The following is a 25,116-nucleotide window of genomic DNA, read 5'->3' as shown; positions in this document are numbered from 1 at the left end:
CCGTCCTCAGGCGGCCGCTCGGCGGGCGATCAGCCGGTCGAGGGAGACCGCGCCGGGACCCTTGGCGATCAGCGCCAGGAAGCAGGCGGCCCACAGGCCGTGCGTCACCCACGCGCCGGGATAGACGAAGACCTGGATGACGATCGTCATCGCGAGGAGCGCCAGCGCGGAGACGCGCGTGGCCAGCCCCAGCACGAGCAGCACGGGGAAGAGGTGCTCCGCCGCGGTGGCGAGATACGCGGCGAGCGCGGGATCGATCACCGGCAGGGCGTATTCGTGCTCGAACAGGAAGAACGTCGAATTCGCGAGGCCGAAGCCGTCGACCTTGGTGCGGCCGGACTGCCAGAAGACCGCGGCGGGGAAGATCCTCAGCGCCAGCGCCGGGACCGACCAGGGCAGGCGTGCCATCGCGCCGGTCGCGCGGGAGACGAAGCTCGCGAGGCCGCCGGGAGCGGGCGCGGCGGGCGCGGCGGGCGAGACGGTGTTCTGCGACGGGGCGGTCATGACGGCTCTTCCGTTTCGGTCTCGAGGGGGGTGACGCCGGCGAACAGGCCGTGCGCGAGGCCGCGGGCGAGCGCCCGGGCCGGATCGAAGGCGGCGCTGGCCACGAGCGCGGCGGCGACGGCGTCGGCATAGCTCTCCCCGCGCCCGCTGGCGGCGAGGAACGCGGCCTCGCCGGGCTCGGCCGGAGCGACGCGCACGTCGAGGTCCGGGCGCGTGACGAGCGCCGTCTCGCCGTCGCGGGAGGCGAGGGGGCCCGGCGTCGCGCCGGGCTGGTTCATCGCCCAGATCGCGACGATCGGATGGGCCGAGGCGACGATGCGCAGCGCCGGATGCAGCGCGAGGCCCCATCGCTCCGGATCGCGCTCGGCCACCGCCGCGAGGTCCGCCGCCGCGAGAGGGCGCGCGTCGGCGGCGTGGTAGGCGTGGGTCCGCGCCGCCTCGAGGCGGGAGACGTCGGCCAGCCAGGGCAGGGCGGCCGCGGGTGGGAAGCCCGCGAGAAAATCCGGGAAGGCGTCGCCGTAGAAGGTCATGATCGGCGAGAGCGGCGGGCTCCGTGCCACGAAGACTCGCGCCGCGCCTCGGAAGAAGGCGTCGCCGACGAGCCGGCGCACCACGGGAAAGCGCGTCGCCAGAGCCTCGACGAGGGCGACCGTCACGTTGTTGCGATGGACCGCGAAGCGCCGTGCCACCTGCGCGGGGTCGCGCGCGGTCAGGCCCTGCGGGAGCGCGGTGCCGCCCCCCAGGATCGCGGCGCGCGCCTGTTCGGCGAAGCGGGCCATCTCACCCGGCGCGGACATGGGCGGTCTCCCCGCGGTGACGATCGGGAGACGCATGACGCCGCAGCAGGGTGCGCGCCCGGGCCGCCTCCGCGTAGAGGACCGGGAAATCGGGGACGTCGTTGTCCCACTCCACCAGCGTCGGCAGCGGGCCGGTGCGGCTGATCACGTCCTCGAACAGCGCCCAGACGGGGTCGGCGACCGGCGTGCCGTGGGCGTCGATCAGGAAGGGCGCGCCGTCGATCTCCTCCCGTGCGTGGCCGCCGAGGTGGATCTCGCCCACGGCATGGAGCGGAAAGGCGTCGACGTAGGCCCGCGGCGTCGTCCCGTGGTTCGTCGCCGAGACGAAGACGTTGTTGACGTCGAGCAGCAGTCCGCAGCCGGTGCGTCGGGCGATCTCGGCGAGGAAGGCGGTCTCCTCGAAGGTCGAGGCCTCGAAGGCGAGATAGGTCGAGGGGTTCTCGAGCAGCATCCGCCGCCCGAGCCGCTCCTGGACCCGGTCGACATGATCGCAGACGAGACCCAACGTCTCGTCCGTGTAGGGGAGGGGCAGGAGGTCGTCGAGATAGGCGCCCTCGTGGCTCGACCAGGCGAGGTGCTCGGAGAAGCTCTCGGGCGCGTAGCGATCGCACAGGGCCTTCACCCGGGCGAGATGCGCCTCGTCGAGCGGGCCCGGCCCGCCGATCGAGAGGCCGACGCCGTGGATCGAGAGGGCATAGTCCGCCCGCAGGCGTGCGAGGCGCGCATGCGCCGGCCCGCCGGCGCCCATGTAGTTCTCCGCGTGCACCTCGAGGAAGCCGAGGGCGGGTCTCTCCTCGACGATCGCTTCGTAGTGCAGGGCCTTGAAGCCGATTCCGGCGTCCGGCGGCAGGGTCGGCATGACGCGCTCTCCGTGCTGGGGTCCGGACGGGGCGGCCGTCGGCCGCCCCGTCGGGGTGGCATCACGCCGGGCGCTGGATCTCGCTGAGCGAGCCGGGGCCGTGGGGCGTCTCGATGCTCTCGCAGGTGCCTGCCGGCACGAGCGACCAGGCATTGCCCTGGTAGTCCACGGTGGACGTGCCGGCGCAGGTCGTGCCGGGGCCGGCCGCGCAGTCGTTCTCGCCCGCGAGCGCGACGCCGAAGCACTTCTCCATGTCGCCGGACTGCGCGAAGGAGGGCGCGGCGGCGAGGGAGAGGGCGGCGGCGACGGTGCCGGCGAGGGCGAGCTTGGTCTTCGGGGACATGGTCGGTTTCCCTCCGGTTCGATGCTGGGTCGTCAGCGGAACGGGTCTCGATGCGGCTGTCCGCTCGGTGCCGCAACCCAGCTTCGCATCCAGTGCATGGCCCGTTACGCGGCTCACGCATCCGTGATCGACGCGGAAACCTCGCCGGCACTCGCGCGTTCGCCGCCCGACCCCACCGCGCTCCGGCGCGGCTTCCTCGAAGATGGAGATTTTTCATGACCATGTTCCGCACGACGCTCGGCACCGCCATGGCGCTCGCCGCCGCGACCGCACTCACGACGCTTCCCGTCCAGGCCCAGACGGCGATCGACACCGCCCCCGGCGCGACGACCGGAGCGCTCGGCATCTCGGCCGTCTTCGCCACCGCCGACGACCTCGACGACATCATGGTGTGGGGCGCCGACGGCGAGGAGATCGGGGAGGTCGAGGAGGTCGTCGTCGGCGCCGACGGCACCCACTACATCGTGCTCGAGGTCGGCGGCTTCCTCGGCATCGGCGACGACGACGTCGCGATCCCGATGGACCGCTTCGCCGCCCGTGGCGACGAGGGCCTCGTGCTCGTCTCGATGACCGAGGAAGAGCTCGAGCAGATGGCCGAGTACGAAGAGGGCGACGCCGGCTACACCGTCCTCGGCGGCACGGAGCCGATCCGGATTCGCACGATGGAGTGACGCGCCTCGCGCGATCCCCACGCGCGACGAGCGGCGCATCGCGCCGACGGCGGCCGCCCGGAACCCCGGGCGGCCGTCCGGTATTGGGCTACATGACACATCACATCACCAAGACGGCGCCCAACGCGGGCGCGCTCGCCGCGCTCCTCCTCCTCCTCGCCGCACCGGCGTCCGCGCAGGGGAACCTCGGCAACCCGCCCGACCGCCCGCCGGCGGTCGATTCGGCGGGTGCACGCTCCGGATCCTCCCAGGCTCTGCGCATTCTCGGCGACGACGTGCGGCTGCCGCCGGGCGCGGCCGACGGGCGCGTGCTCACCATCACCGACCTCGACGGGGCGCCCCTGCACGCGCCCTCGGGCGAGGTGATCGGGCGGGTCGACAAGATCGTGCTCGGGCCCGACAGGGAGCGCTGGGTGGTCTTCGACCACGGAGGGACGCTGGGCCTGGACGAGCGGACGGTGGCGCTGCCGATCGCTCGCGTCACGCGCCGCGGCGACGACTTCTACGTCCACGGCGTCACCGAGGAGGACATGCGCAATCTTCCCGGTGTCGACCGACGCTGGGACGAGTATTCGCGCATCGAGGTGGAGGGGCCGCTGGGCATCGACGCGCGCGACTGACGCGCGTGGCGGGCGAGGCGTCGGCGTTCAGTCTTCGTTCGCAAACGTCCCGTACGCTCCCGCCCATGGAGCCGACGTCCGAGACCCTCCTCGCCCGCTTCGCGTCCGTCGACCCCGTGGTGCTCGCCGCGGCGGCGGGCGCCTTCGCGCTCGCATGCCTCGTCTACCTCGTCCTGGGGACGCGGCGCCTGCGCCGAGAGCGCGACGCGCTCGCCGCGACGATGGCCGAGATCGCCCGGCGCCAGGCGGAGATGACGGGGCGGATGACCTCCTTCACCGAGGTGTTCGGCTCGCGCCAGGGCGACTTCGCCCGCATGCTCGCCGAGCGCATCGAGCGCGGCTCGGCGGCACAGGCCGAGAACCTGTCGAAGTTGAACGCCCGCCTCGCCGTGATCGACGCCGCGCAGAAGAACCTCGGCGCGCTCACAGCCCAGGTGGGCAGCCTGGAGAAGGTGCTGGCCAGCAAGCAGGCCCGCGGCGCCTGGGGCCAGGGCCGGATGGAGGCGATCGTCCGCGACGGCCTGCCCGCCGGCGCCTTCGCCTTCCAGGCGACGCTCTCCACCGGCGTGCGCCCCGATTGCCTCGTGCGCCTTCCGGGCGACGCCCGCGGCCTCGTCATCGACGCCAAGTTCCCGCTCGAAGCCTTCACCGCCCATCGCGACGCCGCCTCGCCCGAGGCGCGCGCGAAGGCCGCGCAGCGGGTGCGCGCCGACGTCGGGCGCCACGTGCAGGACATCGCCGGCAAGTACCTGATCCCCGGCGAGACGCAGGACGTCGCCCTGATGTTCGTGCCCGCGGAGAGCCTGTACGCCGACCTCCAGGAGCACTTCCCCGAACTCGTCGAGCGCGCCCACCGCGCCCGCGTCGTCATCGTCTCCCCGGCGCTGCTGGCGCTGGCGATCCAGGTCGTTCAGTCGCTGGCCCGCGACGCCCGCGTGCGCGAGGAGGCCCGCGTCATCCAGACCGAGGTCGCCCGCCTCGTCGCCGACGTCGTGCGGCTCGACGAGCGCGTGGCGAGGCTCGACCAGCACTTCCGCCAGGCCCAGGACGACGTCGCCGGGATCCGGACGTCGACGGAGAAGATCCGGCGGCGCGGGCGCCGGATCGAGGCGCTGGATTTCGAGGAGGGGGAGGGGGAGGGGGATTTGTTCGCGGCGGGGTGAGGGAATCAGCGGTTCCGGCGGCCGTAGACGTTGTCCTGCGGCCCGGACGTCCACGGCCGTATAGAGATCGTCGCCGTCACGCCGCAGGATGATTCGATCGCCGCGACCGTCGCTGACGATGAAGGAACCGGGCGCGCCGCGAAGCGGCCGGGAACGCAGAATCCGCACATTCGGCGCTTCGTCGAGCTTGGCGAGCGCGGCGCCCGCCGCCTTCGCTCGGTCCGGAGGGAGCTTTCGCAGGCCCGCCGCGAACGGCTCGGCCACCTCGAGGCGGATCGGCACGCCAGTGGGCGCCGTCAGCGGCCGAGCGCGTCGCCCAGGCAGGTCGCGCGCGCGTTCGGATCGGAGAAGGTCGGTCCTTCCCGAGACGCTGGAAGAGCCGCCCGCTCAGCGATCCGTCTGCAGATGCCGCTCGAGGTAGGCCAGCGCGCCCTGGCGATCGCTGGCGCTCGCGCCGGCGACGGCGCGGTCGTAGAGGTCGGCGATCCAGGCGTCGCGGGCGGGGTCCGCGGCGTCCCTGGCGAGCGTGAGCCACATCAGGCCGAGCGGGCGCTGGCGGGGCACGCCGTCTCCAGTCACGAGCATGTGGCCGAGCACCGCCTGGGCGGCGACGTGGCCCTTCTCGGCGGCGCTGTTGAGCCAGCGCGCGGCCATGCGGGCGTCGAGGGGGACGCCGTTGCCGTCGAGGTAGAGCCGGGCGAGGTTGTACTGCGCGTTCGCGTCGCCGAACCAGGAGGCGGCGTAGAAGAACATCTCGTGCGCGCGCACCGGGTTCTGGCGCACGTAGCTGCCGGGGATGCCCTCCAGGAAATACGCGCCGAGCGAGACGAAGGCGTTGGCCACGACGCCCGCGGACATCGCGTCCGACGCCTGCTCGGCGTGATGGTCGACGATCTTGGAGAAGTACTCGAAGGCCTTGAGGTCGTCGTGCGGGACGCCGTCGCCGGCCGCGTACATGCGCCCGAGCTTCCAGCGGGCCAGCGCGTCGCCCTGAACGGCGGCGTACTCGAGCGCGCGCACCGCGGCGAGCTTGTCGCCGGCATTGTAGTCGCGCATGCCCGAGCGCAGCGCGTCGTGGACGGAATCCCACGGCGACGCCGGCCCGACGCCGGACCCGTCCGCGGCCCCGGCGGGGGCCGCGAGCAGTGTCAGGCCGAGCGCCGCCGCCGCGGCGAAGGATGTCGCGCTAGAGATCCGCATAGCACTGCTTTTCGCCCTTGGCGCCCGGATGGGTCACCGCGCCGTAGCGGGCGGGGCCGACCGTCTGGGCGAACTTCCACACCACGCCGGAGCCATAGTTCGTCTCGCGCGGCTGCCAGGCCTGCCGGCGGCGGTCGAGCTCCTCGTCGGAGACGTGCACCGCCAGCACCCCGTTGATCGCGTCCATCTCGATGATGTCGCCGTCCTGCAGGAGGCCGATCGGCCCGCCCACGGCGGCCTCCGGCCCCACATGTCCGATGCAGAAGCCGCGCGTGGCGCCCGAGAAGCGCCCGTCGGTGATCAGCGCCACCTTGTCGCCCATGCCCTGGCCGTAGAGCGCGGCGGTGGTCGAGAGCATCTCGCGCATCCCGGGGCCGCCCTTGGGGCCCTCGTAGCGGATGACGAGCACCTCGCCCTCCTGGTACTTCCGGTCGCGCACGGCGGCGAAGCAGGCCTCCTCGCCGTCGAACACGCGGGCGGGGCCCTTGAACACCTGCTTCTCCGGCGGCATGCCGGCGACCTTCACGATCGCGCCCTCGGGCGCGAGGTTGCCCTTCAGGCCGACGACGCCGCCGGTGACGGTGATCGGCCGGTCCGCCGGCCGCACCACGTCCTGGTCGGGGTTCCACTTCACCGAGGCCATGTTCTCGGCCATGGTGCGGCCCGTGACGGTCAGGCAGTCGCCGTGCATGAAGCCGTGGTCGAGCAGCGTCTTCATCAGCAGCGGTATGCCGCCCACCTCGAACAGGTCCTTGGCGACGTAGCGCCCGCCGGGCTTGAGGTCGGCGATGTAGGGCGTGCGCTTGAAGATCTCGGCGACGTCGAACAGGTCGAAGTCGATGCCGCATTCGTGCGCGATCGCCGGCAGGTGGAGCGCGGCGTTGGTCGAGCCGCCGGACGCGGCGACGACGACGGCCGCGTTCTCGAGCGCCTTGCGGGTGACGATGTCGCGCGGGCGAATGTTCTTCGCCACGAGCTCCATCACCATCTCGCCCGCGGTCATGCAGAACTGGTCGCGGATCTCGTAGGGCGCGGGCGCGCCGGCGGAATAGGGCAGGGCGAGGCCGATCGCCTCGGAGACCGTCGCCATCGTGTTGGCCGTGAACTGCGCGCCGCAGGCGCCGGCCGAGGGGCAGGCGACCTTCTCGAGCTCGGCGAGGTCGGCGTCCGACATGCCGCCGACGGAGTGCTTGCCCACCGCCTCGAACACGTCCTGCACGGTGACCGGCTGGCCGCGGAACGAGCCCGGCAGGATCGAGCCGCCGTAGATGAAGACGGAGGGCACGTTGAGGCGCACCATGGCCATCATCATGCCCGGCAGGGACTTGTCGCAGCCGGCGAGGCCCACGAGCGCGTCGTAGCCGTGGCCGCGCATGGTCAGCTCGACCGAGTCCGCGATCACGTCGCGCGAGGGCAGAGAGGAGCGCATGCCCTCGTGGCCCATGGCGATGCCGTCGGTGACGGTGATGGTGCAGAACTCGCGCGGCGTGCCGCCCTGGGCGGCGACGCCCTTCTTCACCGCCTGCGCCTGGCGCATGAGGGCGATGTTGCAGGGCGCGGCCTCGTTCCAGCAGGTGGCGACGCCGACGAAGGGCTGGTGGATCTGCTTCTCGGTGAGACCCATCGCGTAGTAGTACGAGCGGTGGGGCGCCCGCGCGGGCCCCTCCGTGACGTGCCGGCTCGGCAGCTTCGACTTGTCGTACACCCGCTCGGTCATCGCCCTCGTTCCTTCCCACGAACGCCGTCTCGCCCGCCGTCCGGCCCAGCGCGAAGACGCGCGACCGGCGGCCTGCCTCTCTTACTCGAGGCCGGGCGCCCCCGCCAAGAACCGCCACGCTCCCTGGATGCCGCAGCAGGCGTCACCGGGAGGTTACCGCGCGGATGCCGGACCGCGTGGGAGAGTAGCTAAATCCTTGAGAAGACGTGCGTTTGTGACAGGCGGGAAAATGCTCCCGGAAAGTGGCGGGATCGCGGCGCGGGAGGCGGCGGGGAGCGGGGGGGCGCGCGTTCGGGGGGATGTGTTGCGAGGCGGCAACATTTCGTGAGGCGGGGGTGGCGGCCCGGCGACGAGGCGGACGAAGTCCGCCGCCGGTCTCTCCTCTCCCTCGTGGAGAAGGGTCGGGGGTTCGGGGCGTGCAGGACGATCGGGGCGCTCCCGGCAGCAATGCCCTCGGCGTCGGGACGCCACCGCTTCCCGCTCCGCGTCGTTCGTCATGTCGCGCGGTTCCCCATCGGGCCGGGTCGCGCGGAGCATGGAACCCCTGGCGGGGTCGCGCCGTCGTCGTCCGGGGTGTCCCGTGCGCGCCAGACCCTGACGCGCCATCCCCGGCGCAGCTTCCGGACCCGTTCATGAGCAAGTCGACCCTCGTCGCGGCGGCCGTCGCCGTCGCCCTCGTCGCCTGGATCGCCTCGGGCTATCTCCTCGGCGGAGCCGCGCCCGCGCCCGAGCCGGTGGCGCCGGGCGCCGCGCGCCAGCCCTTCCCGGTCGAGGTGCGCCGCTCGCAGGCCGAGCCCGTGACCCGCGCGCTCCTCGCCCAGGGCGAGGTCCTGCCCGATCGCACGGTGACGCTGCGCGCGGAGGTCGCCGGGCGGCTCGCCGAGATCGCGGCGCCGGAGGGCACGCGGGTCGCCGACGGCGCGCTCGTGGCGCGCATCGACGCGGGCGACCTGCCGGCGCGCCGCGACGAGGCGCAGGCGCTCGTCGACCAGGCGCAGGCGGACTACGACGCCGCGATCGAGCTGGCGGACCGCGGCGTCACCACCCAGGCGCGCCTGCGTGAGCGCTTCACGGCGCTGCAATCCGCCCGCGCGTCGCTGGAGCGCATCGCGCGCGAGATCGAGAACCTCACGATCGAGGCACCATTCGCCGGCATCGTCAACGAGGTCGTGATCGACGAGGGCGAGTTCGTCACCGTCAACGGCCCGGTGGCGACGCTCATCGACAACGACCCGCTCGTCGTCGCGATCGACGTCCCCCAGCAGAGCATACGCGACGTCGCGGTCGGCCGGTCTGCGCAGGTGCGCTTCGTCACCGGCGAGACCGCGGAGGGCGTGGTGTCCTACGTGTCGGCGGCGGCCGCGCGGGAGACGCGCACGTTCCGCGTCGAGATCCGCGTGCCGAATTCCGACGGATCGGTTCCCTCCGGGATCAGCGCCGAGACGCGCATCCCGATCGAGCAGGTGGCGGCGCACTTCTTCTCGCCGGCGCTGCTGTCGCTGTCGAGCGACGGGCGGCTCGGGGTGAAGACCGTGACCGAGGAGGGCGTCGTCGCCTTCCACCCGGTCGAGATCGTGCAGGCGCGGGCGCAAGGGGTCTACGTCTCGGGGCTGCCCGACGCGATCGCGCTGATCACGGTGGGGCAGGGCTTCGTCGCCGAGGGCGAGCGCGTGCGCGCCGTCGAGGCGCAGGAGACCGACGTGCCGGAGCAGCCCGGCGCCTCGCTGCCGCAGGACGCGCTGCCGCTCGGCGACGTGTCCGCACCCGCCGTGGAGGCCGGGCGATGAACGCGATCGTCGACGCCGCCTTCTCGCGCACCCGCACCGTGGTCATGCTGCTCGTCCTCGTCCTCGTGGTGGGGGCGGTCTCCTACGTCTCGATCCCCAAGGAGAGCTCGCCCGACGTGCCGATCCCGATCGTGTACGTCTCGGTGGCCTACGAGGGTATCGCGCCCGAGGACGCCGAGCGGCTGCTGCTACGCCCGCTCGAGAGCGAGCTCCAGTCGATCGAGGGGCTCGACGAGCTGAGCGCCACCGCGGCGGAGGGCTACGCCTCCGTCCAGCTCGAGTTCGAGGCCGGCGGAGACCCCGACGAGGCGCTCGACGCGGTGCGCGAGGCGGTCGACCGCGCGCGGCCGGAGCTGCCGGCCGGCGCGGAGGAGCCGATCGTCCAGGAGGTGAACGTCGCGCTCTTCCCGATCCTGACGATCGTGCTCTCGGGTCCGCTGCCGGAGCGGGCGCTCGTCTCGATCGCCAACGACCTCCAGGACCGGATCGAGGGCCTCGCCGGCGTGCTCGAGGTCGACATCGGCGGGGACCGCGAGGAGCTGCTGGAGATCCTCATCGACCCCGTCACGCTCGAGACCTACGGGCTGTCCTTCGAGGGGCTCGTCCAGCAGATCCAGCGCAACAACCGCCTCATCGCCGCGGGGGCGCTGGAGACGAGCGCGGGACGCATCGTGCTCAAGGTGCCCGGCGTCATCGAGGACATCGACGACGTGCTCTCGCTGCCGGTGAAGGTGGTGGGCGACACGGTCGTGACCTTCGCCGACGTCGCCGTGCCGCGGCGCACCTTCCGCGATCCGCAGGGCTTCGCGCGCATCGACGGGCAGGCGGCGGTGGCGCTCGAGGTGAAGAAGCGCATCGGCGCCAACATCATCGAGACCGTGGAGGAGGTGCGCGCCCTCGTCGCCGAGCGCCGGGAGGGCTGGCCGGCGGCGCTCTCGGTCTCCTACCTGCAGGACGAGAGCGAGCAGATCCGCACGATGCTGGGCGACCTGCAGAACAACGTGCTCTCGGCGATCGTCATCGTCATGATCGTCATCATCGCGACGCTGGGCCTGCGCACCGCCGTCCTGGTCGGCCTGTCGATCCCCGGCGCGTTCCTCGCCGGCATCGTGGCGATCTACTTCCTCGGCTACACGCTCAACATCGTCGTCCTGTTTTCGCTCATCCTCGTCGTGGGCATGCTCGTGGACGGCGCCATCGTCACGACGGAACTCGCCGACCGGCGCATGGCGGAGGGCGCGCCGCCGCGCGAGGCCTACGCGGACGCCGCCAAGCGCATGGCCTGGCCGATCGTCTCGGCGACCGCGACGACGCTCGCGGTGTTCGTGCCGCTCCTGTTCTGGGGCGGCGTCGTCGGCGAGTTCATGAAGTTCCTGCCGATCACCGTGATCCTGACGCTCGCGGCCTCGCTGGCCATGGCGCTCGTCTTCATCCCCGTGCTCGGCGGGCTGTTCGGCCGGCCCGGCGCGCAGAGCGCGCGCCAGCTCGCGGCGCTGCGGGCGGCGGAGGGCGGCCGTCTCGACGAGATCGGGGGCGCGACGGGCGCGTACCTGCGGGCGCTGCGCGTCGCCGTGCACCGGCCGGCGCTGACGCTGCTGACCGCCTTCGCGCTGCTGCTGGGCGCGGTGGCGGCATACGGCGCGTTCGGCCGCGGCGTCGAGTTCTTCCCCTCGGTCGAGCCCGACTTCGCGCAGATCCAGGTCCAGGCCCGCGGCAACCTCTCCATCTGGGAGAAGGACGCGCTCGTGCGCCGGGTCGAGGAGCGCGTGCTGGAACTGCCGGCACTGGAGCACGTCTACGCCCGCACGATCGGCGCCGGCGGGCGCCAGCTCGCCGAGGACGTGATCGGCGTGATCCAGCTCGACCTGCGCGACTGGGACGTGCGCCCGCCCGCGGCCGAGATCCTCGCCGACATCCGGGAGCGCACCGCCGACATTCCCGGCATCCGCCTCGAGGTGCGCGAGCAGGAGGGCGGGCCGGCGCAGGGCAAGCCGGTCGAGCTGCGGGTCACCGGCCGCGACGGCGACGGCCGGCTCGCGGCCGCCGTCGAGGTGGTGCGCGAGGAGATGGAGCGGCTCGGCGGCTTCGTGGACGTGGCGGACACGCGTCCGCTGCCGGGCGTCGAGTGGGAACTCGCCGTCGATCGCACCCAGGCGGCGCGCTACGGCGCGGACGTGACGCTGCTCGGCTAGGCGGTGCAGCTCTTCACCGCCGGGCTGAAGGTGGCCGAGTACCGGCCGGAGACGGCGGACGGGGAGGTCGACATCCGCGTGCGCTTCCCGACGACCGACCGCAGCCTCGCCCAGCTCGAGCAGTTCCGCATCCCGACCTCCCAGGGGCTCGTGCCGATCCGCAACTTCGTCGAGTTCCGCCCGGCTCCGCGCACCGGCACGCTCCAGCGCGTCGACGGCCGGCGCGTCGTGACGGTGAGCGCGGACGTGGCCGAGGGCCTGCTGGCGAGCGAGCGGACCGAGGCCCTGCGCGCCGCGCTCGACGGTGCGCGGCTGCCCGCGGGGGTGGAGATCGTCTTCGCGGGGCAGGACGAGGAGCAACGCGAGGCCGGGCTGTTCCTGGCGCAGGCCTTCGCGGCGGCGGTGTTCCTGATGCTGATCATCCTCGTCACGCAGTTCGACAGCCTCTACCAGGCGGCGCTCGTGCTCTCCGCGATCGTGTTCTCCACGGCCGGCGTGCTGCTCGGGCTCCTGGTGACGGGGCGGCCCTTCGGCGTCGTGATGGGCGGCATCGGCGTGATCGCGCTCGCCGGCATCGTCGTGAACAACAACATCGTGCTCATCGACACCTACAACGATCTCCTCGAGCGCGGTCTCGACCCCGTCGACGCCGTGCTGCGCACCGGGGCGCAGCGTCTGCGCCCGGTCCTGCTGACCTCGGCGACGACGGTGCTCGGCCTGATGCCGATGGTGCTGGGCGTCAACATCGACATCGTCGGGCGGAAGGTCCTCGTCGGCGCACCCTCCACGCAGTGGTGGACCGAACTCGCCAGCGCCATCGCCGGCGGCCTCACTTTCGCGACGGTGCTGACGCTGATCCTGACGCCGGCGATGCTGGTGATGGGGGCGCGGATGGGCGAGCGGTGGCGGGAGCGCCGCCGTGCGAGGCGCACGGCGGCGCAGGAGCCGAGCGGCCGAGGTGGGACTCCGCCGGAACCTCGGCACGGGTATCGCGCCGTCGCGGATCAATCCCGCGGGGGCGGACCCACGTAGGGCACGGAGAGGTCGTCGAAGGGGCGGCGCGCCGCCGAGATCACCACGGCGTCGAGCTCGCCCTCCATGGCGAAGAGGAGGTCGAGGACGTTGCCCCGCGCCCCGTCGCCGAGCGGCGCGTATCCGCCGAGCAACTCGTCCCCGAGCAGGAACAGCCCCTCACCGAGGACGACGGCGTCGAGGTCGTCGTCGGCGACGGCCGCGACCCGGTTGGAAGCGATGCGTGCCGTCAGGGTGCGCACGTCGAAGGCCGAGTAGAGCTGCATCGCGTCGGGCTCGATCGGCGCGCGCACCGCGCCGGCCTCCGGCAGGATCTCGAGCACCGAGAGCGGGATCGTGAGCATCGGCTCATCGACGTCGAGGAATTCGGCGAGCTGGACCACGACGGCCACCGCCCACCCGTCGGTGGTGACGAGGACGTCCTCGACGTCGCCGATGACCGCGCCGCTCGGGCCGACGAGGTCGGCGTCGAGCAGGTCGAGGCCACTCCACAGGCCGAAGGCGGCGGGATCGAAGTCGAGCCGGTCGAGCGGGATGATCCGTGCGTCGGCGAAGGCCTCGGCGGGCGTCGTGTCGGGCGACACCGGGGATTGGGCCTGGGCACCGCCGATGGCGAGGCCGGCGGTCAGCGAGAGGGCGGCGAGGCGGCGCATGGGGTCTCTCCGGGCGAGGTGGGCTCGCGGGAGGAACCGGGCGGGCGCCGCGACGGTTCCGCCGCTTCGCTCAACCCGCCGGCGCGAGGCCGGAGATGCGCAGGTATCCACGCTTGATGCGCCCCAGATCCTGCGCGACGCCGAGGAGCGCCGGCACGACGAAGAGGATGATCAGCGCCGCGACCATCAGGCCGAAGGACAGCGTGATCGCGATGGGGATCAGGAACTGCGCCTGAAGGCTCTTCTCGGCGATCAGCGGCGCCATCCCGCCCGACGTCGTGAGCGTGGTGAGCAGCACCGCGCGGAAGCGATCGACCGAGGAGGCGACGGCGGCCTCGGCCGGCGCCTCGCCCCCGGCGACGCGCTCGTTGTAGCGGTCGACGAGGACGATCGAACCGTTGACGAGAATGCCCGACAGGCCGAGCAGCCCCACCATCGACAGGAAGGCGAACTGGAAGCCCAGCAGCCAATGGCCGACGACGGCGCCGATGAAGCCGAAGGGGATCACCAGCATGACCAGGACCGGCTGCGACCAGTTCTGGAAGACGAGGGCGAGGATCACGTAGATCGCCGCCAGCGCGATGAGCGCGCCGAAACCGAGATCGCCGAAGGCCTTCGCCTGCGTCTCCGCGCGCCCGCGCACGGCGGTCTCGACGCCGTACTGGGACCGGAGCGCCGGGAGGATGCCGTCGACGACGTCGGCGCGAACCTCGCCCTCGGGCGTGACGTCGGCGTTGACGTCGGCGGTGACGGTGACCGTGACGCGCCCCTCCCGGCGCTGGATGAGCGCGAATGCGGCGCGCTCGTCGATCGCCACGACGTCGCCGAGTCGTACCTGCGCTCCCGTGGGGGTACGCAGCATCATGTCGAGCAGTCCCGCGACGGAGAGGTCGGCGCCCTCCTGGCGGACGCGGATCGCCACCTCCTCCTCGCCGGCGGCGAAGCGCATGGCGACCGAGCCCTGATAGACCGCGCGCACCTGCGCGACGATCGTCTCGGTGGTCAGCCCCAGCGCCGTGCCGCGCGGCGTGGGCGCGAGCACGATCTCGTTCTTGCCGAAGGGTGTGTCGTCGGCGATGCCGTAGACGCCGGGATAGTCGCGCAGCCTGAGCTTCAGCTCCTCGGCCGCGGCCTTGAGGGTCGGCAGTTCGGCGCCGGTGAAGGAGACGTCGATGTCCGAGCCCGGCGGGCCGGAGCGGCGGCCGGTGATGGAGATCTCGTCGAGACCCGGTATCGCGGGTACGGCCCGCTCGAAGGCGGCGACGACCTCGGGCGTGCGGATCGTGCGCTCCTCGCCGGGGGTCAGCTCGACCTCGACGGTCGCCATGTTGTCCCCGCGCTTCTGGCCGGCGAGGCCGAGTCGCGAGAAGGCGAAGCGCACCACGCGCTCCCCCGTTGCTGCGGCGATGTCTGCGTCGGCGGCCTCGATCGCGTCCTCGACGCGGGCGAGGGCCGCGATCATCGCGTCCTCGGACATCCCCGGCGCGAACATGATCTCGGCGGTGACGTACTCGGGCTCGGGCGTCGGGAAGAAGGTGAACTGCACCCGCCCACCGGCGATGAGGCCCACCGACAGGATCAGCGCCGCGACGGCGAGCGCGATCGTGGAATAGCGCCAGGCGTAGGCGACCTGCGCGAGCCGCCGGACCGGGCCGTTGCGGAACCGGTCGATGCCGCGCTCGAGGCCCGCGCGCATACGGCTCATGACGGAAGGCCGCGCCCGGCGCGCGGCACGCGCCTTCGCGCGCTCCTGCGCCGCCAGCGCGTGACGCAGGTGGGTCGGCAGGACGAGGAAGCTCTCGAACAGCGAGGCCGCGAGCGCGACCACGACGACGAGCGGGATCGCCACGATGATCTGGCCGACGACGCCGGAGATCATGAAGACGGGCAGGAAGGCCGCCTGCGTCGTCGTCGTCGCCGCGATCACGGGCACGAGCATGCGCATCGCCGCACCGTGGGCGGCCTGCGTGGGCGACTTGCCCTCCTCGGTGAGCGTCACCGCATGCTCGCCCACGATGATCGCGTCGTCGACGAGGATGCCGAGCACCAGGATGAGGCCCAGCAGCGAGATCGCGTTGATGGTCTGGCCGGTCGCCCACATCAGCGCGAAGGTGGCGAGCAGCGAGATCGGCACGCCCATCGCGACCCAGAAGGCGACGCGGGTGTTGAGGAAGAACAGGAGCACGACGACGATGATCGCCATGCCGGAGAGCGCGTTGAGCGAGAGCGTCTCGATGCGGTCGGAGACGACGCTCGCGCGCACGTCGAAGAGCTGCGCCTCGACCGTGGGCGGCAGGCGGGCCCGGAGCGCCTCGACGTAGTCGATCGCGGCGGCCATGCTCTGGAGGGTGTCGGCGCTCTCCGCGCGCTGGATGTCGAGGAGAATCATCGGCGCGCCGTCGTGCAGGAGGCGCACGCCGCCGTCGCGCAGCGCCTCGCGCACCGAGGCGACGTCGCGCACGAACACGCGCTCGCCCTCCGCCGTGGAGACGACCTCGATCGCGCCGATGCCCGACGGGCGGTCCGTGCGCGCGAGCGTGCGCAGCGTGCGCTCGCTCGCGCCCTCGAGGGTGCCGAGCGGCTCGGAGAGGTTCGCCGCCGCGATGGCGCGCGAGACGTCCGCGGCGGTGAGCCCGAGCCGGCGCATGGCGACGGCGTCGACCTCGACCCACAGCTCGCGCGCCCGGGAGCCGGTGAAGGTCACGCGGTCGATGCCGCGGTCGAGGAGCCCGTCGCGCGCCTCGCGGGCGAGCGCCTTGAGCGCGTCCTCAGAGACGGTGCCCGATAGCGCGAGGAGCGCCACGGTTTCGTAGAACTCCACGCGCGTGACGACGGGGCGCTCGGCGTCCAAGGGCAGGGTGGTGATCGAGGCGATCGCCTGCTCGACGTCCGAGAGCGCCTTGTCCATGTCGGCGCCCTCGGCGAACTCGGCGACGATCCGCGCCGAGCCCTCGACGGCGTAGGAGGTGATGTTCTCCACCCCGTCGAGGAAGCGCATCTCCGGCTCGATGACGTCGAGGACCGCGGTCGAGACGTCCTCGGGGCTCGCGCCCTGCCAGGCCACGGTGACGAAGATCGTCGGGATCTGCACCGTGGGGAAGAACTGCGTGTTGAGCCGCGTCACCGCCATCAGCCCCAGCAGCGCGACGCCGAGCGCGAGGAGGTTCGCGGCGATGCGGTGGCGCAGGAAGCCGTTGATGATGCCGACGATCCCGCCGCCGCCCTCGGGTACCGCGTCGCGATCGGGGGCGGGCGCGGACGCGCTCATCGCGGCGGCTCCGTGCCGTGCGCCGTGTCGCGGATCTCGACCAGCTGGCCCGAACTCGCCGCGGTCAACCGCGAGGACAGGATGCGGTCGCCCGCCTCGATCTCGCCCGAGCGTACGACGACGCCCTCGTCGCCCCAGGTGAGGATGTCGACCTCGACGCGGGCGAGGCGCTCGTCGGCGTCGACGACGAACACGCCGCCGTCGTAGAGCGCCGAGACCGGCAGCACGAGCGCGTCCTCGAAGACACGGTCGGAAAGCCGCGCCTCGACGAAGGCGCCGGGGCGCAGCACGTCGCTCTCGACCGGCGCATCGAATGCGGCGTAGACGGCGAAGGACGCGTCGGCCGCCTCGGACGCGACGCGGGCGATGCGCGCGGGACGCGCGATCTCGGTGTCGCCGGCGCGCCAGATCACGGTGACGGGCCGGCCGACGAGGCCGCCGTCCGGTGCGAGCCGTGCGTATTGCCCGTCCGACAGGAGGAAGCGCGCCTCCAGCCGGTCGGTGGCGACGAGGGTGGCGATGCGGTCGTTCTGCCCGACGATCTTGCCGATCTCGGCGCCGGCGTTCGAGACGAGCGCGTCGAAGGGCGCGCGCAGGACCGTGTCCTCGAGATTGCGCTCGGCCTGGGACACCGCGAAGCGCAGGCGCTCGAGCGAGGCGTCCAGCGCGGCGCGTTGCGCCTCGAGGATCGCGATCTGGTTCTCGCGCGTCTCCAGCGCCGAGCGCGCCTGCGAGACCCGCAGTTCCACGTCGTCGAGGGCGCGGGCGGTGGCGGCGCCGCTGTCGCGCAGCTGGACGAGGCGGGCGAGGTCGCGCTCGGCTATGGCGAGCTGCTCGCCCGCCCGGGCGATGCCGTCCTCCTCCTGGCGCGTGCGGGCCGCGAGTTCGGCGATGCGCGCCTGCGCCTCCGCGAGGTCGGCCCGCGCGCGGACGAGCGCGCCTTCGTAGGCGAACGGGTCGATCGTCGCGAGGGCATCGCCTTCGGAGACGCGCCCGCCGTCGACGAGCGCGTCCGAGACCGCGATCACCGGCCCGGAGACGAGCGCCCGCAGGTCGACGGAGCGGCCGGCGACGATGCGGCCGTACGCGGTGAGCGTCGGCTGCACGGCGGTGGGGGTCGCGACGAGGGCGGAGATCGCGCGCGCCCGCTCGCCCAGGCGCTCGACCGGCACGGTCGGCTTGGTGTCGCGCAGCCAGCCGAAGCCCGCGAGCGCGCCGACGACGAGCGCGATCGGCAGCACGACCATCACGAGGATCCGCAGGACCCGCCCGAGACGCGCCGCGAGGGAGGATGCACGGCGCCGAGGCGCGTCCTCGCGCAGCGGGTCCCGCTCGTGAGCGTACGGGGGGGCGTCGTCGACGCGGGCGTCCATCGTCTCGGTCATCCTCGTGGTCCGCGGGCGTGGACCGGACCCGACATCTCCCATACCGCCGTTTCGCAGGTGCGAACAGCGCGTGAAGAAACGTAAAGCCGCGCCGCCACCCGCCTCCGGCGTCTACGAGTCCACGACGTCGCGCGGATCGATCCCGAGCCGGCTCTCCGCCTGCTCCAGAAGACCGAGGTCGAGGGGGCGCGGGGAGAGGTCGAGGCCGTGCGACAGCGTCTCCACGATCGTCGCCAGCGCCTTGATGCGACCCGACTTCTTCTGCTCCGAAGAGATCGCCGTCCAGGGCGCGCGCGCGGTCGAGGTGCGCCGGATCATGTCCTCGACGGCGGCCTCGTAGTGCGGCCATTTCTCGCGGTTGCGCAGGTCCTCGTAGGAGAGCTTCCAGCGCTTGAGCGGGTCGCGCAGGCGCTCGATGAAGCGCTTGCGCTGTTCCTTCTGCGAGAGGTGGAGGAAGACCTTCACGATTCGCACCCCGTCGTCGCGCAGCATCCGCTCGAAGGCGACGATCTCGCCGTAGGCCCGGCGCCATTCGGCTTCGGCGGCGAACCCCTCGACCCGCTCGACCAACACACGCCCGTACCACGAGCGGTCGAACACGACGATCTCGCCGTTGCCCGGCAGGCGCGACCAGAACCGGTGGAGATAATGGTGGCGCTGCTCGGCGGGGGAGGGGGCGCCGATCGGCCATACCTTGAAGCCGCGCGGGTCCATGGCGCCCGCCATGCGCCGGATCGTGCCGCCCTTGCCCGCGGCGTCCCAGCCCTCGAACACGACGATCGCACGCTCGCCGATGTGGAGGTAGGCCTGCTGGATGCGCTTGAGTTCCGTCTGCAGGCGCGCCTCCTCGGCGGCGTAGGCGTCCTCCTCGATCCGCTCGCTCAAGTCCACGGCGGCGAGGGAGAATTCCTCGTTCACAAGGCGGTTCTCGTCGACTTTCATGCTATGCTCCCGTGGAACGTCGTCCAGGGAAGCCCCGTTTCGCTTCCGCCGCAAGGGCGCAGGCAACGGCGCGTCCGTCAGGAGGAGCGCGCATGACCGAGGAACGTTCCCCCGTCCGCTACGTGCCGCCGGCCCGGGTCAAGTGGGACTACAGCCGCGCCGAGCTGATCGCCGACGGGATCGTGCACGCGCTCGGCGTCAAGCTCGCCCTCGTCGGCGTCGTGCTGATCACGCTCTTCGCGGCCGATCGGGCCGGCGCGCTGGAGATGACGGGGATCGCGATCTACTGCTTCGGGCTCGTGACCGTGCTGAGCGTCTCGGCGGTGTACAACCTCCTGCCCGCGTCGCGAACGAAGTGGATCCTGCGCCGCTTCGACCACGCGGCGATCTACGTGCTCATCGCCGGCACCTACACGCCCTTCCTCACGCAGATCGACGCCGCCCACGCGGCGCCGCTCCTCGTCATCCTGTGGGGCGCGGCCGCGATCGGGGTGACGCTCAAGCTCGTGTTCCCCGGCCGTTGGGATCGCGCGGCGATCCTGCTCTATCTGGGCATGGGCTGGAGCGGCGTCCTCGGCGGGGAGGCGCTGCTCGCGGCGCTGACGCCCACGACCCTGTGGTTCATCGCCATCGGCGGGGCGACCTACACGGCGGGCATCGTCTTCCATCTGTGGGAGTCGCTGCGCTTCCACAACGCGGTCTGGCACGCCTTCGTGCTCGCGGCCTCGACCTTCATGTACGTCGCGGTCTTCGACGCGATGGTGCTCGCCAAGGGGTGACGCCCCAGGGGGCTGCCGCACCCGCGAATCCAGGAACGATCCCATCCGCTCCCTGTTGACCGGCCGAAGCGGCGCGCGAGCGCCGCGGCCTCGGGGAGCAGATGGAGAGGATCCCATGGCATCCAAGACCGCCGCCGACGTCCTCGTCGACACGCTGATCGAGTGGGGGGTCGACACGATCTTCGGCCTGCCGGGCGACGGCATCAACGGCATCGTCGAGAGCCTGCGCAAGCGCGCCGACGAGATCCGCTTCGTGCAGGTGCGCCACGAGGAAGGGGCGGCCTTCATGGCCTGCGCCTACGCCAAGTTCACCGGCAAGCTCGGCGTCTGCCTCGCGACCTCGGGCCCCGGCGGCATCCACCTGCTCAACGGCCTCTACGACGCCAAGCTCGACGGCCAGCCGGTGCTCGCCATCACCGGCCTGCAGTTCCACGACCTGATCGGCACCCACACCCAGCAGGACGTCGAGCTCGACAAGCTCTTCCAGGACGTGGCGGTGTACAACGCCCGCGTCATGGGCCCCGCCCACACCCGCAACGTCGTCGAGCTCGCCTGCCGCTCGGCGCTCGCCTATCGCGGCGTCGCGCACGTGACCATGCCCGTCGACACGCAGTCCCAGCCGGTGAAGGCGGACTACCGCTCGAAGCGCAACATCGCCGGCCACGTCTCCGACCGCATGGCCGAGAGCGCGCACATCCCCGGCGAGCACCAGATCGCCGAGGCCGCCGCGATCCTCAACGCGGGCGAGCGCACGGTCATCCTCGCCGGTCGTGGCGCGCTCGGCGCCCGAGAGCAGGTGCTCGCGCTCGCCGAGCGGCTCGGCGCGCCGATCGTCAAGCCGCTGCTCGGCAAGGGCGTGGTGCCCGACGACCACCCGCTGACGACGGGCGGCACGGGCCTCCTGGGCACGCGGCCGTCGCAGGAGGCGCTCGAGAGCTGCGACACGCTGCTGATCGTCGGCTCGTCCTATCCCTACATCGAGTTCTATCCGTCGCCGGGCCAGGCGAAGGCGATCCAGATCGACATCGACCCGCAGCGCATCGGGCTTCGCTACGACGTCGATGCCGCCCTCGTCGGCGATTCCGTGCGGGTGCTCGAGATGCTGATGCCGCGCGTCGACTACCGCGAGGATCGGTCCTTCCTGGAGGAGGCGCAGGCGGGCATGCGCGACTGGCGGGCGCTGATGGAGGAGCGCGGCACGCGGCGGGACACGCCGATGAAGCCGCAGGTCGTGGCGCACGAGCTCAACGAGCTCATCCCCGACAACGCGATCCTCACCACGGATTCCGGCACGATCACCACCTGGATCGCGCGCCACGTCGACATCCGCGGGGACATGATGTTCTCCTGCTCGGGCAACCTCGCCACGATGGCCTGCGGGCTGCCCTACGCCAACGCCGCCGCCATCGCCTACCCGAACCGGCCGGTGATCGCCTTCGTCGGCGACGGCGGGCTGTCGATGCTGATGAGCGAGCTGATCACGGCGAAGAAGTACGACCTCGACGTGAAGGTCATCGTCATCAAGAACAACACCCTCGGCCAAATCAAATGGGAGCAGATGGTCTTCCTGGGCAACCCGGAATACGGCTGCGAGCTGGAGCCCGTCGACTTCGCCACGATCGCGCGGGGCTGCGGCTTCGTCTCCTTCACGATCACCGACCCGGCGCAATGCGCGCAGACCCTGCGCCAGGCGCTCGCGACGCCGGGGCCCGTCCTGGTAGAGGCCGTCGTCGATCCGCACGAGCCGCCGATGCCCCCGAAGATCGAGCCCGGCCAGGCGGCGAAGTTCGCGCAGAGCCTCGCCCGCGGCACGCCCAACGCCGGCAGGATCGCGTTGACGGCCGCCTCGGACACGGTCCGCGAGATCATCTGAGGCGCGGGCCGTGACCGGTGCCGTCCCCATCGACGCGCTCGAGGCGCGCGCCTACCGCATCCCGACCGACGCGCCGGAGGCGGACGGCACGCTCGACTGGGACGCGACCACGCTCGTCGTGGTCACCGCGGTCGCCGGTGGGGTGCGCGGCATGGGCTACGCCTATACGGATGCGGCGGCCGCAGGGATCGTATCGGGCACCCTCGCCGGGGACGTCCTCGGCGAGGGTGCCATGGACGTGCCCCGGCTCTGGGAGCGGATGCGGCGGCGGGTGCGCAACATGGGCGTCTCCGGCATCGCCGCCTCGGCGATCTCGGCGGTCGACACGGCGCTGTGGGACCTGAAAGCCGGGCTGATCGGTCTGCCGCTCGCGGCCCTCTGGGGCGCGCGGCGTGAGCGGATCGCCATCTACGGCTCCGGCGGCTTCACGAGCCACGACGACGCCCGCCTCGCCGAGCAGCTCGGCTTCCGGGTCCGCGAGGACGGGTGCGGGCGCGTCAAGATGAAGATCGGCGCCGACCTGCGGGTGGAGGAGCGGCGCATGCATGTCGCCCGCGAGGCGATCGGAGACGCGGCCCTGATGATCGATTCCAACGGCGCCTGCACGCCGTGCGCGGCGCTCGCTTTGGCCGAGGTGGCCGATGGGTTCGGCGTCGACTGGTACGAGGAGCCCGTCACCTCGGACGACGTCGAGGGGCTCGCCCGCGTCCGCGCGGGGCTTCCCGCCGCGATCGACTGCGCGGCCGGCGAATACGTCTGGGGTCCCCACGACGCGCGGCGGCTGCTCGAGGCGCGTGCGGTGGACTGCCTGCAGCTCGATGCCACGCGCGCGCTCGGCTACACCGGGTTTCTCCAGGCGGCAGCGCTGGCGGAGGCCTTCGCGGTGCCGATCTCCGCCCATACCGCGCCGGCCCTGCACCTGCCCGTCTGCCTCGCCGCGCCTGGCTGCCGGCACGTCGAGTGGTTCCACGACCACGTGCGTATCGAGGCCATGCTCCTCGACGGCGCGCCGGTGCCGCGGGACGGCGCGATCGCGCCGAACGGCAGGCCCGGCCACGGCCTGACCTTCGAGGCGAAGGACGCCGATCGCTTCGCCGTCTGACCGCACCCGCGAGGAGACCCCCATGAACGCACCCGCCCGGATCGTCGCGAGCACCACCTCCGGCCGCATCGTCACCGAGGCCGCGCGCTTCGACGGCGACGCGGACGCGCTCGCGCGCGACCTCGCCGCGCACGTCGATGCCGAGGTGCGCTTCTCCGACGGCGACCGGGCGCTCTACGCCACCGACGCGTCGAACTACCGACAGGTGCCGATCGGGGTCGTCGTCCCGCGCTCCGTCGAGGCCGCGGCCGAGGCGGTGCGCATCGCCGCGCGCCACCGGGCGCCGATCCTCTCGCGCGGGGGAGGGACATCGCTCGCGGGGCAGTGCACCAACACGGCGGTGGTGATCGACTGGTCGAAGCATTGCGGGCGCGTGCTCGAGATCGACCCCGCCCGCCGCCTCACCCGCGTCGAGCCGGGCTGCGTCCTCGACGTGCTGAGGAACGCGGCCGAGCGCCACCACCTCACCTTCGGCCCCGACCCCGCGACCCACAGCCACAACACGCTCGGCGGCATGATCGGCAACAATTCCTGCGGCGTGCACTCCGTCATCGGCAAGCGCACGGCGGACAACGTCGAGGCGCTCGACGTGATCACGCCGCAGGGCCTGCGGCTCGTGGTCGGCAAGACCTCGGACGCCGATCTCGCGGCGATCCGCGCCCAGGGCGGACCCCGCGCGGAGCTCTACGACAAGCTCGACGCGTTCCGGACGAGGCACGCGCGGCTCCTGCGCGAGGGCTACCCCGACATCCCGCGCCGCGTATCCGGATTCGCCGATCTCGACAAGCTCCTGCCGGAGCACGGTTTCGACGTGGCGAAGGCGCTCGTCGGGACCGAGGGCACCTGCGTCGCGATCCTCGGCGCCACGCTCGACCTGATCGAGAGCCCGCCCGAGCGGGTGCTGTGCGTGCTCTCCTTCCCCTCGATCCACGACGCCGCCGACGAGGTGGTGGCCGTGCGTGCGCACGGCCCGATCGCGATCGAAGGCGTCGACGGCTTCCTCGTCGACGCGATGCAGCGCAAGCACCTGCACGAGGAGGAGATGACGGTCCTGCCCGAGGGCGACAGCTGGCTCGTCGTCGAGTTCGGCGCCTTCGACCGCGCCGAGGCCGAGGAGAAGGCGCACGCGCTCCGCCGCGTCTACGAGGCGAAGGGCGTGGCGGCGCGCGTCCTCGCCGCGCCGGCGAGGACGGCGAAGGTCTGGAGCGTGCGCGAGGCGGGCCTTCCCGGATCGGCCTACATCCCCGATCGCCCGGAGACCTGGGAGGGCTGGGAGGACACCGCGGTCCCGCCCGAGAGGCTCGGTGCCTACACCCGCGATCTCCAGGCGCTCTACGAGAAGTACGGCTACGTCTCGCCGATGTACGGCCACTTCGGCGACGGGCTCGTGCATTGCCGCGTCTCGTTCGACCTGAAGCACGAGGACGGGGTGGCCGAGTGGTCGCACTTCCTCTCCGAGGCGGCGGATCTCGTCGTGCGCTACGGCGGCTCGCTGTCGGGCGAGCACGGCGACGGGCAGGCGCGCGGCGCGCTGCTCGAGCGCATGTACGGCCCGGAGATGCTCGCCGCCTTCAGCGAATTCAAGGCGATCTTCGATCCCGACGGCCTGATGAACCCGGGCAAGATCCTCGATCCGTATCCGGCGACCTCCAACCTGCGGCTGGGGCCGCGCGATGCGCCGGAGGAGCCGAGGACCTTCTTCTCCTTCCACGAGGAGGGCGGCTTCGTCGCCGCCGCCGAGCGCTGCGTCGGCGTGGGCAAGTGTCGGCGGCGCGAGTCCGACGGCGGGGTGATGTGCCCGAGCTACATGGTCACGCGGGAGGAGGAGCACTCCACTCGCGGACGCGCCCGGCTCCTGTTCGAGATGCTGCACGGCGGCGCCATGTCGGGCGGCTTCGCGGCCGACGAGGTGGAGGAGGCGCTCTCGCTCTGCCTCGCCTGCAAGGGCTGCAAGAGCGACTGCCCCGTCAACGTCGACATGGCGACCTACAAGGCGGAGTTCCGGGCGCATCACTACGCGGGGAAGCTGCGCCCGAGGGCGGCCTATTCGATGGGCCTCATCCACCTGTGGGCGAAGCTCGGCTCGCGGATCGCGCGGCTCGTGAACCTGGCGATGCGGCTGCCGGGCCTCTCCGGGCTCGCAAAGAGCATCGGCGGCATCGCGCGCGAGCGCACGCTCCCCGCCTTCGCGCCGCGCACCTTCCGCGCCTAGTTCGAGGGCCGTGAGGA

General features: G+C 72.3%; 18 protein-coding genes and 1 pseudogene. 9 read left to right on the top strand and 10 right to left on the bottom strand.

Annotation, left to right across the window (positions count from 1 at the left end; translation table 11 throughout):
• Positions 1 to 6: 6 nt before the first annotated feature.
• The 4 genes from AB9M23_RS06610 to AB9M23_RS06595 all read right to left on the bottom strand — a co-directional run bounded on the left by AB9M23_RS06610 (position 7) and on the right by AB9M23_RS06595 (position 2,503).
• Positions 7 to 504 (bottom strand): DoxX family protein, encoded by a 498-nt coding sequence (locus AB9M23_RS06610; RefSeq protein WP_372423540.1) that lies wholly within the window; start codon positions 502 to 504, stop codon positions 7 to 9.
• Positions 501 to 1,301: an HvfC/BufC family peptide modification chaperone gene (locus AB9M23_RS06605; protein ID WP_372423538.1), complete on the bottom strand. Its 801-nt coding sequence runs from the start codon at positions 1,299 to 1,301 to the stop codon at positions 501 to 503. The genes AB9M23_RS06610 and AB9M23_RS06605 overlap by 4 nt, the downstream gene beginning before the upstream one ends.
• Positions 1,285 to 2,160, bottom strand: a complete 876-nt coding sequence (gene bufB, locus AB9M23_RS06600; protein ID WP_372423536.1) for an MNIO family bufferin maturase — start codon at positions 2,158 to 2,160, stop codon at positions 1,285 to 1,287. Before bufB ends, AB9M23_RS06605 begins: the two co-directional genes overlap by 17 nt.
• A 61-nt stretch (positions 2,161 to 2,221) precedes the next feature.
• On the bottom strand, positions 2,222 to 2,503 hold the full coding sequence (locus AB9M23_RS06595; protein WP_372423535.1) for a BufA1 family periplasmic bufferin-type metallophore: 282 nt from the start codon (positions 2,501 to 2,503) through the stop codon (positions 2,222 to 2,224).
• Positions 2,504 to 2,718: 215 nt separating this feature from the next.
• Between AB9M23_RS06595 and AB9M23_RS06590 the strand changes: the two genes are divergently transcribed.
• The 3 genes from AB9M23_RS06590 (at position 2,719) to AB9M23_RS06580 (ending at position 4,957) form a co-directional block, all read left to right on the top strand.
• A complete protein-coding gene (locus tag AB9M23_RS06590; protein ID WP_372423533.1) occupies positions 2,719 to 3,174 on the top strand; it encodes a PRC-barrel domain-containing protein in 456 nt (151 codons plus the stop codon).
• A 92-nt stretch (positions 3,175 to 3,266) separates the two neighbouring features.
• Positions 3,267 to 3,794, top strand: a complete 528-nt coding sequence (locus tag AB9M23_RS06585; protein WP_372423532.1) for a PRC-barrel domain-containing protein — start codon at positions 3,267 to 3,269, stop codon at positions 3,792 to 3,794.
• Positions 3,795 to 3,859: 65 nt separating this feature from the next.
• A complete protein-coding gene (locus AB9M23_RS06580; protein WP_372423531.1) occupies positions 3,860 to 4,957 on the top strand; it encodes a DNA recombination protein RmuC in 1,098 nt (365 codons plus the stop codon).
• Positions 4,958 to 5,344: 387 nt separating this feature from the next.
• Here the strand turns inward: AB9M23_RS06580 and AB9M23_RS06575 are convergent, their stop codons facing one another.
• Both AB9M23_RS06575 and ilvD read right to left on the bottom strand, forming a co-directional pair.
• On the bottom strand, positions 5,345 to 6,157 hold the full coding sequence (locus tag AB9M23_RS06575; protein ID WP_372423529.1) for a tetratricopeptide repeat protein: 813 nt from the start codon (positions 6,155 to 6,157) through the stop codon (positions 5,345 to 5,347).
• Positions 6,144 to 7,874: a dihydroxy-acid dehydratase gene (ilvD, locus tag AB9M23_RS06570; RefSeq protein ID WP_372423527.1), complete on the bottom strand. Its 1,731-nt coding sequence runs from the start codon at positions 7,872 to 7,874 to the stop codon at positions 6,144 to 6,146. Before ilvD ends, AB9M23_RS06575 begins: the two co-directional genes overlap by 14 nt.
• Positions 7,875 to 8,506: 632 nt before the next feature.
• On the opposite strand from ilvD, the gene AB9M23_RS06565 reads away from it, so the two are divergent.
• Positions 8,507 to 9,661 (top strand): efflux RND transporter periplasmic adaptor subunit, encoded by a 1,155-nt coding sequence (locus AB9M23_RS06565; RefSeq protein WP_372423526.1) that lies wholly within the window; start codon positions 8,507 to 8,509, stop codon positions 9,659 to 9,661.
• Positions 9,658 to 12,885, top strand: a pseudogene (locus tag AB9M23_RS06560) (efflux RND transporter permease subunit). The gene AB9M23_RS06565 and the pseudogene AB9M23_RS06560 overlap by 4 nt, the downstream one beginning before the upstream one ends.
• Here AB9M23_RS06560 and AB9M23_RS06555 read toward each other — a convergent pair.
• The 4 genes from AB9M23_RS06555 to AB9M23_RS06540 form a co-directional block, all read right to left on the bottom strand.
• The gene (locus AB9M23_RS06555) at positions 12,858 to 13,538 is read right to left on the bottom strand and encodes a hypothetical protein (RefSeq protein WP_372423524.1); all 681 of its coding nucleotides are present in this window, start codon (positions 13,536 to 13,538) and stop codon (positions 12,858 to 12,860) included. The pseudogene AB9M23_RS06560 and the gene AB9M23_RS06555 sit on opposite strands and share 28 nt — an antisense overlap.
• A 70-nt stretch (positions 13,539 to 13,608) precedes the next feature.
• The gene (locus AB9M23_RS06550; protein WP_372423522.1) at positions 13,609 to 16,806 is read right to left on the bottom strand and encodes an efflux RND transporter permease subunit; all 3,198 of its coding nucleotides are present in this window, start codon (positions 16,804 to 16,806) and stop codon (positions 13,609 to 13,611) included.
• Complete coding sequence (locus AB9M23_RS06545) at positions 16,803 to 18,191, bottom strand: efflux RND transporter periplasmic adaptor subunit (protein ID WP_372423520.1); 1,389 nt, start codon at positions 18,189 to 18,191, stop codon at positions 16,803 to 16,805. Before AB9M23_RS06545 ends, AB9M23_RS06550 begins: the two co-directional genes overlap by 4 nt.
• Before the next feature lie 111 nt (positions 18,192 to 18,302).
• Positions 18,303 to 19,133, bottom strand: coding sequence for a polyphosphate kinase 2 family protein (locus tag AB9M23_RS06540; RefSeq protein WP_372423518.1), 831 nt, complete (start codon positions 19,131 to 19,133; stop codon positions 18,303 to 18,305).
• Between the two features lie 92 nt (positions 19,134 to 19,225).
• Between AB9M23_RS06540 and trhA the strand changes: the two genes are divergently transcribed.
• From trhA to AB9M23_RS06520, 4 genes are all read left to right on the top strand, one after another.
• Entirely contained in the window at positions 19,226 to 19,912 is a 687-nt protein-coding gene (gene trhA / locus AB9M23_RS06535; protein ID WP_372423516.1) for a PAQR family membrane homeostasis protein TrhA, read from the top strand.
• Between the two features lie 115 nt (positions 19,913 to 20,027).
• A complete protein-coding gene (locus AB9M23_RS06530; protein WP_372423515.1) occupies positions 20,028 to 21,785 on the top strand; it encodes a thiamine pyrophosphate-dependent enzyme in 1,758 nt (585 codons plus the stop codon).
• Between the two features lie 10 nt (positions 21,786 to 21,795).
• Entirely contained in the window at positions 21,796 to 22,887 is a 1,092-nt protein-coding gene (locus AB9M23_RS06525; protein WP_372423513.1) for an enolase C-terminal domain-like protein, read from the top strand.
• Positions 22,888 to 22,909: 22 nt separating this feature from the next.
• Entirely contained in the window at positions 22,910 to 25,099 is a 2,190-nt protein-coding gene (locus tag AB9M23_RS06520; RefSeq protein ID WP_372423511.1) for an FAD-binding and (Fe-S)-binding domain-containing protein, read from the top strand.
• Positions 25,100 to 25,116 lie beyond the last annotated feature (17 nt).

The organism is Salinarimonas chemoclinalis, assembly GCF_041514305.1.
In the GTDB taxonomy this organism is placed as follows: domain Bacteria; phylum Pseudomonadota; class Alphaproteobacteria; order Rhizobiales; family Beijerinckiaceae; genus Salinarimonas; species Salinarimonas chemoclinalis.
Note: the sequence above shows the minus strand (reverse complement) of the source record. Positions and strands in the feature narration are given on the sequence as shown.

Excerpts from the sequence above, each read along its gene's own strand:
- AB9M23_RS06610 (WP_372423540.1), bottom strand. The coding sequence starts at position 504 with ATGACCGCCCCGTCGCAGAACACCGTCTCGCCCGCCGCGCCCGCCGCG.
- AB9M23_RS06605 (WP_372423538.1), bottom strand. The coding sequence starts at position 1,301 with ATGTCCGCGCCGGGTGAGATGGCCCGCTTCGCCGAACAGGCGCGCGCC.
- bufB (WP_372423536.1), bottom strand. The coding sequence starts at position 2,160 with ATGCCGACCCTGCCGCCGGACGCCGGAATCGGCTTCAAGGCCCTGCAC.
- AB9M23_RS06595 (WP_372423535.1), bottom strand. The coding sequence starts at position 2,503 with ATGTCCCCGAAGACCAAGCTCGCCCTCGCCGGCACCGTCGCCGCCGCC.
- AB9M23_RS06590 (WP_372423533.1), top strand. The coding sequence starts at position 2,719 with ATGACCATGTTCCGCACGACGCTCGGCACCGCCATGGCGCTCGCCGCC.
- AB9M23_RS06585 (WP_372423532.1), top strand. The coding sequence starts at position 3,267 with ATGACACATCACATCACCAAGACGGCGCCCAACGCGGGCGCGCTCGCC.
- AB9M23_RS06580 (WP_372423531.1), top strand. The coding sequence starts at position 3,860 with ATGGAGCCGACGTCCGAGACCCTCCTCGCCCGCTTCGCGTCCGTCGAC.
- AB9M23_RS06575 (WP_372423529.1), bottom strand. The coding sequence starts at position 6,157 with ATGCGGATCTCTAGCGCGACATCCTTCGCCGCGGCGGCGGCGCTCGGC.
- ilvD (WP_372423527.1), bottom strand. The coding sequence starts at position 7,874 with ATGACCGAGCGGGTGTACGACAAGTCGAAGCTGCCGAGCCGGCACGTC.
- AB9M23_RS06565 (WP_372423526.1), top strand. The coding sequence starts at position 8,507 with ATGAGCAAGTCGACCCTCGTCGCGGCGGCCGTCGCCGTCGCCCTCGTC.
- AB9M23_RS06555 (WP_372423524.1), bottom strand. The coding sequence starts at position 13,538 with ATGCGCCGCCTCGCCGCCCTCTCGCTGACCGCCGGCCTCGCCATCGGC.
- AB9M23_RS06550 (WP_372423522.1), bottom strand. The coding sequence starts at position 16,806 with ATGAGCGCGTCCGCGCCCGCCCCCGATCGCGACGCGGTACCCGAGGGC.
- AB9M23_RS06545 (WP_372423520.1), bottom strand. The coding sequence starts at position 18,191 with ATGACCGAGACGATGGACGCCCGCGTCGACGACGCCCCCCCGTACGCT.
- AB9M23_RS06540 (WP_372423518.1), bottom strand. The coding sequence starts at position 19,133 with ATGAAAGTCGACGAGAACCGCCTTGTGAACGAGGAATTCTCCCTCGCC.
- trhA (WP_372423516.1), top strand. The coding sequence starts at position 19,226 with ATGACCGAGGAACGTTCCCCCGTCCGCTACGTGCCGCCGGCCCGGGTC.
- AB9M23_RS06530 (WP_372423515.1), top strand. The coding sequence starts at position 20,028 with ATGGCATCCAAGACCGCCGCCGACGTCCTCGTCGACACGCTGATCGAG.
- AB9M23_RS06520 (WP_372423511.1), top strand. The coding sequence starts at position 22,910 with ATGAACGCACCCGCCCGGATCGTCGCGAGCACCACCTCCGGCCGCATC.